The sequence below is a fragment of the Ralstonia sp. NFACC01 genome (assembly GCF_900115545.1).
Taxonomy (GTDB): Bacteria; Pseudomonadota; Gammaproteobacteria; order Burkholderiales; family Burkholderiaceae; genus Ralstonia; species Ralstonia mojiangensis.
Window position 1 is genome coordinate 330,224 of sequence record NZ_FOWV01000003.1, and the last position, 12,619, is coordinate 342,842.

Sequence of the window (12,619 nt, forward strand, 5' to 3'; positions counted from 1 at the left end):
GCCCGACGATGAATCCCGCCAAGCGCCACGCCATCTTCGAGACCCTGCGCGAAAACAACCCGACGCCGACCACCGAGCTGGAATACACCACGCCGTTCGAGTTGCTGATTGCGGTGCTGCTCTCGGCGCAGGCAACCGACGTTGGCGTGAACAAGGCAACGCGCAAGCTGTTTCCGGTGGCCAATACGCCCGCCAAACTGCTGGCGCTGGGCGAGGAAGGCATTACCGAATACATCAAGACCATCGGGCTGTATCGCACCAAGTGCAAGCACATCCTGCAGACGTGCCGGATCCTGCTCGACCAATACGGCGGTGAAGTGCCGCGTGACCGCGCTGCGCTGGAAGAACTACCGGGTGTGGGCCGCAAGACGGCCAACGTGGTGATGAACACGGCTTTCGGTGAGCCCACGATTGCCGTGGACACGCACATCTTTCGCGTGGCCAATCGCACCGGGCTGGCGCCGGGCAAGAACGTGCTGGAAGTCGAGCTGAAACTGCTGAAGGTGGTGCCGGAAGAGTTTCGCCAGGACGCGCACCACTGGCTGATCCTGCATGGTCGCTACGTGTGCAAGGCGCGCAAGCCCGAGTGCTGGCATTGCGCTATCGAGCCGCTGTGCGAATTCAAGCCGAAGACACCGGCACCGAAGGAATGAAAAAACGGGGACCGCCGTTACAGATGCGAGTCCCCGTTTTGCTTGCGCGACCGGTTGTGGATCAAACGATCTTGCACGCCTCTTCGAACGACAGGCGCGGGTTGCGCGGGTGCAGCTTCTCGGCGTCGCCGTAGCCGATGTTCATGATGAAGTTGACCTTCCACTGGCCATCGGGGAAGAACGTCTCGTTCACTTTGTCAGCATCGAAGCCGGCCATCGGGCCGCAGTCCAGGCCCAAGGCACGCGCGGCGAGCACCAGGTAGCCCCCCTGCAGCGAGCCGTTCATCAGCGCAGCCGCATTGATCTTGGCCTGGTCGCCGGCGTACCACGAACGCGCATCGGTATGCGGGAACAGCTTGGGCAGTTGCTCGTGGAATTGCGTGTCATACGCAACGATCACGGCGACGGGCGCTTGGCGGGTCTTTTCCTGATTGCCGGCCGACATGCACGGAATCAGGCGCTCCTTGGCGGCCGCGCTCTTGACGAACACGAAGCGGGCCGGCGTGCTGTTGGCGGCAGTCGGGCCGTACTTCACGGTGTCGTACAGCGTATGCAGCAGTTCGTCGTCGACCGGCTTGTCCAGCCACACGTTGTGGGTACGGGCTGCGTGGAACAGTTGGTCCAGCACGGACGGTTCAAGCATCGGCATTGCAAGGTGCTCCGGAAAGAGTTGAGGAGCGCATTGTAATGCGCTGTTTCAGCGCGTGCCGGACACCTGCACGCCCCGGATGGGAATCCCATACCAGTCAGCAGCACGCCTACTTTAGAAAAAACGGCATGCCTTGTTTGTATTTAATCGCACTTATTGCGAGGCGGCATGGCGTGGGCATGGTGATTTTTACAGCCCATCGCGCACAACGGAAAAGAGCCCTTTACAACGGTTTGCTTACGAACTACTTTTTGGTTCGTTATTGCATTACCCGCAGGGCTGGACGTATCGGATACGCATCTGATTTTAAAACAGGTGCGCGGCCGCATTCATCCCCACGTTTTCGCACAGTCCTTGTGAGGCTTTGCGCAAACGCCCGCGGGCTTGACCCCATGATCGTTTTCTTTTTGAGATCCGCTCGGATTTCAGGGACGTCTTTTGCCAAAAAATAAACAATTGCATTAATTTCCGCAGACAAGGCGGGAAATCAGAATATTCGCCTTGCGTCGTATAGAAATGACAAAACGCAAAACGAATATGGAGCCCACTTAAAACCAACCGTTTTAAGTGATGGCGTTCGTCACCCTGAAGAAGGTCATTATCGCCATGAAAAAATCCAGGTTATCGACCAGTGATTTTGCAGGTTTGTCTCGAACCTTTGGTGTATCGTTTGCGGCCGCAGTGCTGTCAGCCGTGCTGCTGGCGGGTTGCGGCGGCGGAGACTCATCCGCCACGGCCAACCCCAGCGGCGTTGCCGCCAACGCCGGCAACGCAACCACGCAGCCGGTAGCTGCCGCCGTACCGCCCGACCAGCCTTACGTCGACCCGAACGTCTACGGCACCGGGCCCAACGACGCCCTGGCTGCCGACCCGGGCGAAAGCGCAGCCATCACGCACCACACGGTCACGATCGGCGGCAAGAGCATCGCCTACACGGCCACGGCCGGCCACCTGACGACCATCGACCCGGTTACGTCGCAATCCAACGCGACGATGTTCTACGTGGCGTACACGCAGGACAACCCGGACCCGTCAAAGCCGCGTCCGGTGACGTTCTTCTATAACGGCGGCCCTGGCTCGTCGTCGGTGTTCCTGCTGCTGGGCTCGTTCGGGCCGAAGCGGCTGCAGTCGTCGTTCCCGAACTTCACGCCACCGGCGCCGTACAAACTGCCCGACAACCCGGACAGCCTGCTCGACCGCTCCGACCTGGTGTTCATCAACCCGGTCGGCACCGGTTATTCAGCCGCCATTGCACCGGCCAAAAACAAGGACTTCTGGGGCACCGACCAGGACGCGCATTCCATCGACCGCTTCATCCAGCGCTACCTGACCAAGAATTCGCGCTGGAACTCGCCCAAGTTCCTGTACGGCGAGTCTTATGGCACGGCGCGCAGTGCGGTGCTGTCGTGGGTGCTGCATGAAGACGGCATCGAGCTGAACGGGATCACGCTGCAATCGTCGATTCTCGACTACGCGAATGCGCTCTCGGCCGTCGGCACCTTCCCGACGCTGGCAGCAGACGCGTTCTACTGGAAGAAGACGACACTCAACCCCGCACCGACCGACCTCGACAGCTACATGGTCCAGGCACGCAACTACGCTGACAACACGCTCGCACCGCTTGCGCAAGCGCCAAGCGCCGCGGACGGCGGCTTCGTCAACGTGCGCCTGAATCTGAACCTGGCGACAGCGCAGACGATGGGCTCGTACATCGGCACCGATCCGGTCTCGCTGATCCAGACGTTCGGCAATCCGGCGGCGCTGGGCAACGTGCCATCGCAGAACAACAACCCGCCGTACACGTTCTTCCTGACGCTCAATCCGGGTATTCAGATCGGCCAGTATGACGGCCGCGCCAACTACACGGGCCAGGGCATCGCGCCGTTCATCCTGCCGAACTCGGGCAGCAACGATCCGTCGATCTCGAACATCGGCGGCGCGTACACGGTGCTGTGGAACAGCTACCTGAACACCCAGCTCAAGTACACGTCGACGTCGTCGTTCGTGGACCTGAACGACGCCGTGTTCAACAACTGGGACTTCAGCCACATCGACCCGACGGGCGCCAACAAGGGCGGCGGCAACACGCTGTACACCGCTGGCGACCTCGCCTCGACGATGAGCCTGAACCCCGACCTGAAGGTGCTGCAGGCCAGCGGCTATTTCGATGCCGTCACGCCGTTCCACCAGACCGAGCTGACGCTGGCGCAAATGCCGCTCGACCCGACGCTCAAGGCTAAGAACCTGACGATCAAGAACTACCCGTCGGGCCACATGATCTATCTGAACGATGCGTCGCGCACCGCGCTCAAGGGTGACCTGGCTTCGTTCTACGATGGCGTGATGGCCGATCGTCCGGCCCTGATGCGGGTGCAGAGCCTGCAACGCCTGCCGGCCGGGCAGAAGAAGTAATCGCCTCAAGGCAGAACGCAAAACCGCCCAGTTCACGCTGGGCGGTTTTTTGTTGGGACCGAAGATCCGGCTTCAAGCCATGTCATCCACGCTGTGACCTGCAGGTTTCGCGTCTGCGCGCGTGAGCCAGAGGACGCCCGCGAGGATCAATGCGCCGCCCGTCATCTGCATGGGCGCGATCGATTCGCCGAGCAGCAATGCCGCGAGCAGTACGGTCACCACCGGCTCCAGCGTCGACAGCATCGACGCCTGCGCGGCCCCCAACTTCTGCAAGCCGGCGAAGAACGTCAGGATTGCCACCACCGTCGACAAGCCAGCAATGGCCAGCGCCGCAGCCCAGCCGCTGAGCGTGCCCGGCAGATGCGCAGGCGCGCCAAGCAACGCCATCCCCGTATACACCACGGCCGCAGCGGTACAGATGACGGTCGTACACGCCAATGGATCCAGCCCGCGCGTGACCCGTGCACCGACCGTGATGTAGATCGAGTAAATCACCGCGGAGGCCACCCCCAGCCCAATGCCGAGAAGGCTGCCGCCTGACAGGCCCGCACCGCCCACCGTCAGCCCCGCCCCGACCGAGCAAAGCACCAGCGCGATGATCGCCGCGGTAGTCAGCCGCTCGCGCAGGAAAATCGCCGCCAGTACCGTCACGAACATCGGATACAGATACAGCAGCAGCGCCACCAAGCTGGCCGGCGCGTAGTTCAGCGCCGTAAAAAACGCGAACGACTGCCCGGCATAGCCGATGCCGCCCATGGCCGCCAGCCCCGCCACGCGTGACCAGGGCGGTATGCCGATGCGGCGGACACGCATCACGACCATCAGCGCCGCGGCCGCGATCACAAAGCGTACGATCAGCAGCCCCACCACGTTCGCGCCGCTCGCATAGGCGTAATGCGTGAAGATGGCCATCGCGCCGAAGGATGCGGCGGACACGGCGATCAGCAGCACGCCGAGGAGCTTGTCAGCGGCGCGGGCAGCGAGGGGGGAGTCGGCGGCTTGTCTCATGGGGGGCGGCGTTTTTGTTGGAATCGACCTCTGCGGGAGCGGGCGCCATTGTAGCGTTGCCGTCTCGCGAAGCTGTGCGGCAGGCATCGAGGCGCGCCGGTACAATGGCGGGATCATGTTCAATCCCTCCCGCGACGAAGTCCGTCAATTTTTCTGCGGCGCGTGGCGCAAGCACCGCCAGGCAGAAATCCTCACGCCGCTCGAAGCCATGGCGCTCGACTGGATGCTGCAGCATCCCGAATACCACGACACCCTGGAAGCCGGCGAAGAAGCCCTCGCCCGCGACTACACGCCGGAAAGCGGCCAGAGCAACCCGTTCCTGCACCTGTCGATGCACCTGTCGATCAGCGAGCAGGTATCGGTGGATCAGCCGCGCGGTATTCGCGCTGCATATGAGGCGCTTGCCCAGCGGCTCGACTCGCCGCACGAAGCACAGCACCAGGTAATGGAATGCCTGGGCCAGATGCTGTGGACGGCGCAACGCACCGGCCTACCGCCAGACGGCGACGCCTATATCGAATGCGTGCGCAAGCGCGCCACTGCGCGCTAAATCCAACGCCATAAAGAAAAACCGCTCCGAAGAGCGGTTTTTCTTTACCGGCGATGCCGCATTACTTCTTGAGCACCAGCGAACCGGGCAGAGATTCGATGTACGCGGCAATGTCCTTCAGCTCAGCCTGCGTGAACGGACGCGGCTTGCCGTCGGCACCGATCGTGGCAGGGTTGCTGTTGACCTGGCCCGCCATGATGGCGTTGCTGCGCCCCACCAGCGGGTTGTTGCTGGTCTGATAGGCCAGCAGCGCGTGATAGATGTAGTCGCCGTGCTGCCCGGCGAGCTTCGGATAGTCCGGCGAGATCGGGGCGTTCAGGCCGGCGCCATGGCAGGCCACGCAAGCGCCCTTCTCCACCAGCTGCTTGCCCTTTTCAATATCGGCAGCCTGCGCCGACACAGCGGCAGCCAGCATCAGCGCACCCAGATTGAACGAGATTGCGAGCGAGATCTTCTTCATATTCTTCCTCGTCACTTCTGGGGATTGTTTTGGGTGGCCGGCGTCTGCGCCGCGTAATAGGCGGCCAGGTTGGCAATGTCTTGATCGGTCAGCGAGCCGGCAATGGCGCGCATGGTCGGGTGCTTGCGGTCACCCTTCTGGTACGCATGCAGCGCGCTTTCGATGTACTTGGCGTTCTGGCCGCCCAGATAGGGCACGCGATACACCTCGGGGAACGACGTCTTGTAGTCGGGGATGGCATGGCAGCCGATGCACATGGCGACCTTGTTCTCGGCGGCGGCAGCGTTGCCTTGAACGTCGGCAGCGGCGGCGCTGTTGGCTGCGGCGGACAGTGCGCCTAATGTGCCCAAGGCGGCCACCATGGTGAGGATCTTTTTCATCTCGTTCTTAAGCGTGGAGTTTCAGAATCCTGCTCGCCCTGCCGGCTTGGCTCGTCTCAGCCGGCTGTCTCGCTGGGCGCATTCACCCGCCGTTGGCAACTGGCCAGAGGACGGTCATTTGAGGTGCGTCAAACCGGCGCATTGTACCGCACCGTTTTTTTGCCAGTCCAGTTAGGGCTCCCGTGACTTGACAGCAAGGAATGGCACGGCGCATCCGCCACGCTGCCGCCCGGCGTCAAACGCCCAAATGCTCTTATACTGGCCGCTTCCAAATCTTTTACCGCTCAGTAGGCTTGCACGATGAACACCACCACCTCGCCTGCCCCATCCGACCAGCGCTCACGCTTCGAAGGCTCCGACCAATACGTCGCCACCGATGACCTCAAGCTTGCCGTCAACGCGTCCATGACGCTCCAGCGCCCGCTGCTCATCAAGGGCGAGCCGGGCACGGGCAAGACCATGCTAGCCGAGGAAGTGGCCGCCGCGCTGGGCATGCCGCTGCTGCAGTGGCACGTGAAATCGACCACCAAGGCCCAGCAGGGCCTGTACGAATACGACGCCGTCTCGCGCCTGCGCGACTCGCAGCTTGGCGACAAGGAAAGTAGCAACCGGGTCCACGACATCCGCAACTACATCGTCAAGGGCGTGTTGTGGCAGGCCTTCGAGGCGGATAAACCTGTCGTACTGCTGATCGACGAGATCGACAAGGCCGACATCGAGTTCCCGAACGACTTGCTGCGCGAGCTGGATCGCATGGAGTTCTACGTGTATGAAACGCGCGAAACCATCCGCGCCAAGCACCGCCCGCTGGTGATCATCACGTCGAACAACGAGAAGGAATTGCCCGACGCGTTCCTGCGCCGCTGCTTCTTCCACTACATCAAGTTTCCGGATGCGGAAACCATGCAAGCCATCGTCGACGTGCACTACCCGGGCATCAAGCCAGTGCTCGTGAAGGCCGCACTGGATGCGTTCTACGAGATGCGCAACCTGCCGGGGCTGAAGAAGAAGCCGTCGACGTCCGAGCTGATCGACTGGCTCAAGCTACTGCTGGCCGAAGACATTCCGCCGGAATCGCTGCGCAGCCAAGACAAGAACGCGGCGATTCCGCCGCTGCACGGGGCGCTGCTCAAGAACGAACAGGACGTGCACCTGTTCGAGCGCCTGGTCTTCATGAACCGAGCCAACCGCTGAGCGAGTCCGACCATGTCGCGCCTGATCGAGCCCGTCACGCTGTCCGGCCAGCACGCCTGGCTGGAGCCGCTCGGCCCGGAGCACGAGGACGAAGTGCGCGCCGCGGCCGCCGATGGCGAGCTGTGGAAGCTTTGGTACACATCCGTCCCCTCGCCCGACAAGACCGGTGAATGGCTGGCCACTGCGCTGGACATGCGCGAACGCCTCGGCGCCATGCCGTTCGTCGTACGCGAGATGCGCGATGGGCAACCCGGCAAGGTGATCGGCGCTACGCGCCTCTTCAACGTGGACGAATCCAACCGCCGGCTGGAAATCGGCCACACGTGGTATTCGAAGGCAGCCCAGCGTACGGCCATCAACACGGAATGCAAGTTGCTGCTGCTCACGCACGCGTTCGAGACACTGCACTGCATTGCGGTGGAATTTCGCACGCACTGGATGAATCACCAGAGCCGCGCAGCCATCGCCCGGCTGGGCGCCAAGCAGGACGGCGTGCTGCGCAACCACCAACGCATGCCGGACGGCAGCTTCCGCGACACGGTCGTGTTCTCGATCATCGAATCGGAATGGCTGACCGTGAAACGCCATCTGCAATACAAGCTCGAGCAACCGCGCGCCTGAGCGCCGGAGGACCACCATGCTCATCGATTTCTTCTTCACGCTGCGGCACGCCAAGCTGCCGGTCTCGGTCAAGGAATACCTGACGCTGCTTGAAGGGCTCAAGCAGCAGGTCATCGCGCCGTCGCTCGACGAGTTCTACTTCCTGGCGCGCATGACGCTGGTGAAGGACGAAAAGCACTTCGACAAGTTTGACCAAGCGTTCGGCGCCTACTTCAAGGGCGTGGAAGGCGCGGTCGATTGGCGCGCGGACATTCCGCTCGATTGGCTCACCAAGAAGCTGGAGCGCGAACTCTCGCCGGAGGAGAAAGCAAAGATCGAGGCCATGGGCGGCCTCGACAAGCTGATGGAGCGCTTGAAAGAACTGCTGAACGAGCAGCACGAGCGTCACGAAGGCGGCAACAAATGGATCGGCACGGGTGGCACGTCGCCATTCGGGCACGGCGGCTACAACCCGGAAGGCATCCGTATCGGCGGCCCATCAAAGGGCAACCGCACCGCGGTCAAGGTGTGGGAAGCACGCGCGTACAAGGACTACGACGACACCGTTGAACTCGGCACCCGCAACATCAAGGTGGCGTTGCGCCGCCTGCGCAAGTTCGCGCGTGATGGTGCGGACATCGAGCTGGACCTGGACGACACCATCCACTCCACCGCCGCCAACGCCGGCTTGCTCGACATCAAGATGCGCCCCGAGCGGCACAACAACGTCAAGGTACTGATGCTGATGGATGTGGGCGGCTCGATGGACGACCACATCAAGCGCGTGGAAGAACTCTTCTCCGCCGCCAAGACCGAGTTCAAGCACCTCGAGTATTACTACTTCCACAACTGCGTCTACGAATGGCTGTGGAAGAACAACCGGCGCCGCCATGCGGAACGCTTCTCCACCTGGGACGTCATCCGCAAGTACCCGCCCGATTACAAACTGATCTTCGTGGGCGATGCGACCATGAGCCCGTACGAAATCCTCCAGGCCGGCGGCTCGGTCGAATACAACAACGCTGAAGCCGGTGCCACGTGGCTCAAGCGGCTGATCGAACAGTTCCCGAAATTTGTCTGGCTCAACCCCGAGCCGGAAGGCCTGTGGGAGTACCGCCAGTCCATCTCGGTCATCAACCAGATCGTGAAGACGCGGATGTATCCGGTGACGATTGCGGGGTTGGAATCGGCGATGCGGTTGTTGTCCAAGTAAGTGTCTTGGGGATGCCGGCCCCGTCAATTTCACCGGTCTGGCAACATGGCATGGGCCGCCTCGATGATTCGTTGCGCCTCTGCTGACCGCTGCTGAGGCGGCACGCCAAGCTGTTCTGCAACGCGCGCGGCCAGTCCATGAATCTGGGCCCGATGCGCGGGAGCCGCAAGCTTGCCCTTCACCCGTTGCGAGAAATTTCCGTCAAGAACGTGCTGCTCGCGCCAGTGACCAACACCGCTTGGCAGGACAGAATCGATAAAGGCAGCGAAGCGGGCGGTAGGCCCGGCCTCACTTTGCACACGCCGGGCAATTTCTGCGGGACCTGCAGACCGTGCCTCCAGAACCAGATCATTCGCGGCAATGCGGGCGTCGCGGCCCGTTTCCGCATTGAAGTGCAGCGTAGTTTCCAGCCCGGCACGACGCTTGGCGAAGCGGGCATCGGATGCGAGTACCGCGGGTCCAGCGGCCCAGGCGTCCATCACGACCGTCCGCTCCGACTGTTCGGCAACTGGAGCGGTTGGCACTCGGCCTTCTGCCCACGTGTGTCCAACGGCCGGGGCACTCACGTAATGCACTTCTTCGTGGGGCGCCAACCGGCGGCTGTGATAGACGCTCGTCGTGCTGGTGTGCTCGCCACAATTTCCAGCGCCAAATACCGATGCCGCGGCGGCGGAATAAGGCGCGCGCTGGGTGAACGCGTTCCAGGGCACCTTCGCTTTCCGCTCACGTTCCAGCCTGAAGGTCCGCGCTGCCTTCGTCCGCCAAGTACTTTCGTTGTGGGTGGCTCGCACGTCCACGTCGACGTTGCCGCGACCATGCTTAAGCAGTTGGCGGGTTTCGTTCACGCTGGCGTTCGCCAAGCGAAGGCGAGATATTTCCGATGCAGCCACCGGGCGCCCATCCACTGCACGCGCAAGCAGGTACGCAGCGAGTGCCAGCTCCGCGTCGGAAACTTTGGCCGGCGCGGCGGACACCCGCGCTGAGCCGCCAGTACGCGAGCTGGGAAGGCTCGCCAAGGTCGGGGAACGCATGCGCACCGTCGGTTGATTTGCCCCTTCTTGAAGCGTGCGCTCTGTTGGGGATACAGACGATGGCAGCGGTGAGAGACTGCGCGATGGCTCGCCTGTGATTTTCTTGTGCATGCCGGACCTCCAATCGGAGGTCGAAGGCTACCGGAGTCTCACCGTCGATCTGCGAGCGCATGCGAAAGACGGGATCAGGGGACGAAACCGGATGAGATGCAGTGCCCTGCGTATTCCTGTTCGGGAGAGTGCCGATTACCTGACGCGTAATCGACACCATCCACGCTGGCGCCGAAGATGAAGCCATCCAGCGCGATCGCTCATCCCGCGCTGGCCAAGCTCCCCACTTCGAACGGAGAAACGCCATGACTGCCACCCAACTTGCCGCCAACGACACGCTCGCCGATACGCTGGTCGATCGTTATATCGCCGCGTGGAACGCGACGGACGCTGCCCAGCGCAGCGCCCTCGTCACGCAGACCTGGACAGAAGGCGCCACGTATGTCGATCCGCTCATGCAAGGCACCGGACATAGCGGCATCGAAGCGCTCATTGCAGGTGTGCAGGCCAAGTTCCCAGGTTTCCGCTTTGCGCGCGACGGCGGCGTGGACGTTGTACATGACACGATCCGTTTCCGCTGGACGCTTGGCCCCGAGGGGCAGGCGCTGGTCAAGGGCACCGACTTCGTGCGCATTGAAGGTGGCCGCATGCACGCGGTGACTGGCTTCATCGACCAGATGCCCGGCATGGGCGACGCCGCCTGAGCCGTCTCCCAAAAAGCAAACGCCCCGCAATGCCGGGGCGTTTTGCATTGGCTGCATGCAAAGATCAGATGGACAGCGCGTCTTCCTGGCCGGCATTGGCACTGCGCAGTCCGTCTGCCCAGCCTTTGGTCGGCAGCTTGAGCGAGGACTGCAGCGCAGCGGCGCGCGCCTGCACGGCTTCCCAACTAACATGCAGCGGCGGGCCATTGAACGCCAGCGCGATCACGTTGCCGTCGTGCACCTCAGGGAAGACCAGCACGCGATTGTCGAACGCATCGCAAATGCGCTCGATATTGCGCGGGAAGCTGGTGTGGTCGCCAAACAGGTTGATCGTCATCACGCCCGGGGAGCGCAGTACCTGGCGGCAAGCCTTGTAGAACGCCGGCGTATCCAGCACCGGGCCGCGCGCGGTGGCGTCATACAGGTCGATCTGCAGTGCATCGACGGTGCCGTGGTGGCTGGCGTCCATCACCCAGTCGTAGGCATCCTGTTCGAGCACGCTCAAGCGCGCGTCGTCAAACGGCATGCTGAACATGCTGCGCGCTGCGACGATCACGGACGGGTTCAACTCCACCGCCGTCACCTGCGCGGGCGCGAGTTGGCGGTGGCAGAACTTCGTCAGCGCGGCAGCGCCAAGACCAAGTTGCACGACGTGGAAATCCGGCCGCGCGGCAGGATCGAGAAACAGCATCCAAGCCATCATCTGCTGTGCATATTCCAGTTCGATGGCATCGGGCTTGGACAGGCGCATGGCGCCCTGCACCCATTCAGTACCGAAGTGCAGATAGCGCACACCGGCCAGTTCAGAAAACGTGACCGGCGCAAAGCGCGGGGCCATGCGCTTCGGTTCATCGTCGTGGTCCAGGCGGTCTTCGCGTTTTGCGCGGGCCGGGCGGCGCGAGGCGACGGCCTCGATGGATTTACGTTTCAACAGCGTCATAAAGCGGATCAACGGGAAGAAGACTGAGCGGCAGCGGCGCGCTGCAGCCACTCGCGATTGTGATCTTTGGCGTAGCGCGTCCAGTGCTTGGCGTCGCGCAGGATCTCTTCAAACAGGGTCTGGGCGCGCTGTTTGTCGGCGTCGTTGTTCTGCACGAGCAGCCATTCGCCGAAGAGGCAGCGGGCAGCCGCGTCGTTCGCACAGGTCAGGGCTTGCTCGAATGCCTCGCGCGTGTTCGGTGCGTTTGTCGCGGCCAATGCGCGTGCGTAGAGCAATGTCGGATCAGGCTGCTGGCGCGTCACACGATGCGCTTCGAACAGTTTGTCGAGCGTGCCCTTGGCAAGTGCCGCATCGCCGGTGGCGAACTGCGCGCGGGCCAGGCCCAACAGCACGGCCGGGTCGCCCGCAAACGGGCCTGTGGCTGCCTGCTCAAAATGCTCGCGCGCCTCTTTGGCATTGCCGGCTTCCAGCAGTGCTTCGCCCAGGCGCAAGCGGTGTTGCACGGTCGGGGCGCGGTCGAAATCGTTGCGCGCCTCGCGCACGGCGCGGTTCGGGTCGATCAGTTGCGTCACGGCGCGGCTGGCAACGCGTGCGCCGCGCGAGTGGCGCATCTCAGGCAGATAGATCGCGAAGAAATACACCACGCTGCCCAGCAACGGAAACGCAAAGAGAATGAACAACCAGTACATGTTCTGGTTGTTGCGCACGACGTGCACGGCAAAGAACAGCGCAACGATGACGTGAAATCCGATTCCGAGAAACGGCATGTGAAGG

Annotated in this window: 14 protein-coding genes; 7 read left to right on the forward strand and 7 right to left on the reverse strand. The window is 62.5% G+C overall.

Annotated elements, in window-relative coordinates; genetic code table 11:
* Nucleotides 1-8: 8 nt before the first annotated feature.
* Nucleotides 9-653 (forward strand): endonuclease III, encoded by a 645-nt coding sequence (gene nth / locus BM136_RS09530; protein ID WP_092971612.1) that lies wholly within the window; start codon nt 9-11, stop codon nt 651-653.
* A gap of 61 nt (nt 654-714) precedes the next feature.
* Here the strand turns inward: nth and BM136_RS09535 are convergent, their stop codons facing one another.
* Nucleotides 715-1,302 carry a malonic semialdehyde reductase gene (locus BM136_RS09535; protein ID WP_092971613.1) on the reverse strand — a complete coding sequence of 196 codons (588 nt, stop codon included), beginning with the start codon at nt 1,300-1,302 and terminating at the stop codon, nt 715-717.
* A 570-nt stretch (nt 1,303-1,872) separates the two neighbouring features.
* Here BM136_RS09535 and BM136_RS09540 point away from each other — a divergent pair.
* On the forward strand, nt 1,873-3,714 hold the full coding sequence (locus BM136_RS09540) for a S10 family peptidase (RefSeq protein ID WP_092971614.1): 1,842 nt from the start codon (nt 1,873-1,875) through the stop codon (nt 3,712-3,714).
* Nucleotides 3,715-3,786: 72 nt separating this feature from the next.
* On the opposite strand, the gene BM136_RS09545 is transcribed toward BM136_RS09540, so the two are convergent.
* The gene (locus tag BM136_RS09545) at nt 3,787-4,722 is read right to left on the reverse strand and encodes a DMT family transporter (RefSeq protein WP_092971615.1); all 936 of its coding nucleotides are present in this window, start codon (nt 4,720-4,722) and stop codon (nt 3,787-3,789) included.
* A 115-nt stretch (nt 4,723-4,837) separates the two neighbouring features.
* On the opposite strand from BM136_RS09545, the gene BM136_RS09550 reads away from it, so the two are divergent.
* On the forward strand, nt 4,838-5,272 hold the full coding sequence (locus BM136_RS09550; RefSeq protein ID WP_009238576.1) for a DUF1841 family protein: 435 nt from the start codon (nt 4,838-4,840) through the stop codon (nt 5,270-5,272).
* Between the two features lie 61 nt (nt 5,273-5,333).
* On the opposite strand, the gene BM136_RS09555 is transcribed toward BM136_RS09550, so the two are convergent.
* Nucleotides 5,334-5,732 carry a c-type cytochrome gene (locus tag BM136_RS09555; RefSeq protein ID WP_009238577.1) on the reverse strand — a complete coding sequence of 133 codons (399 nt, stop codon included), beginning with the start codon at nt 5,730-5,732 and terminating at the stop codon, nt 5,334-5,336.
* An 11-nt stretch (nt 5,733-5,743) separates the two neighbouring features.
* Entirely contained in the window at nt 5,744-6,112 is a 369-nt protein-coding gene (locus tag BM136_RS09560) for a c-type cytochrome (RefSeq protein ID WP_012435195.1), read from the reverse strand.
* A 300-nt stretch (nt 6,113-6,412) separates the two neighbouring features.
* On the opposite strand from BM136_RS09560, the gene BM136_RS09565 reads away from it, so the two are divergent.
* From BM136_RS09565 to BM136_RS09575, 3 genes are read left to right on the forward strand one after another with little or no spacing between them, the layout of a single operon-like run.
* The gene (locus BM136_RS09565) at nt 6,413-7,306 is read left to right on the forward strand and encodes an AAA family ATPase (protein ID WP_092971616.1); all 894 of its coding nucleotides are present in this window, start codon (nt 6,413-6,415) and stop codon (nt 7,304-7,306) included.
* Nucleotides 7,307-7,318: 12 nt separating this feature from the next.
* Nucleotides 7,319-7,927, forward strand: coding sequence for a GNAT family N-acetyltransferase (locus BM136_RS09570; protein WP_092971617.1), 609 nt, complete (start codon nt 7,319-7,321; stop codon nt 7,925-7,927).
* Between the two features lie 16 nt (nt 7,928-7,943).
* Entirely contained in the window at nt 7,944-9,119 is a 1,176-nt protein-coding gene (locus BM136_RS09575; protein ID WP_024973123.1) for a vWA domain-containing protein, read from the forward strand.
* Between the two features lie 29 nt (nt 9,120-9,148).
* On the opposite strand, the gene BM136_RS09580 is transcribed toward BM136_RS09575, so the two are convergent.
* Nucleotides 9,149-9,964 carry a hypothetical protein gene (locus tag BM136_RS09580; protein WP_217649353.1) on the reverse strand — a complete coding sequence of 272 codons (816 nt, stop codon included), beginning with the start codon at nt 9,962-9,964 and terminating at the stop codon, nt 9,149-9,151.
* 542 nt (nt 9,965-10,506) lie between these two features.
* On the opposite strand from BM136_RS09580, the gene BM136_RS09585 reads away from it, so the two are divergent.
* Nucleotides 10,507-10,905 carry a nuclear transport factor 2 family protein gene (locus BM136_RS09585; protein WP_092971618.1) on the forward strand — a complete coding sequence of 133 codons (399 nt, stop codon included), beginning with the start codon at nt 10,507-10,509 and terminating at the stop codon, nt 10,903-10,905.
* A gap of 64 nt (nt 10,906-10,969) precedes the next feature.
* On the opposite strand, the gene BM136_RS09590 is transcribed toward BM136_RS09585, so the two are convergent.
* Nucleotides 10,970-11,845 carry a class I SAM-dependent methyltransferase gene (locus tag BM136_RS09590; RefSeq protein ID WP_092971619.1) on the reverse strand — a complete coding sequence of 292 codons (876 nt, stop codon included), beginning with the start codon at nt 11,843-11,845 and terminating at the stop codon, nt 10,970-10,972.
* Between the two features lie 8 nt (nt 11,846-11,853).
* Nucleotides 11,854-12,612 carry a tetratricopeptide repeat protein gene (locus BM136_RS09595; RefSeq protein WP_092971620.1) on the reverse strand — a complete coding sequence of 253 codons (759 nt, stop codon included), beginning with the start codon at nt 12,610-12,612 and terminating at the stop codon, nt 11,854-11,856.
* Between the last annotated feature and the right edge of the window lie 7 nt (nt 12,613-12,619).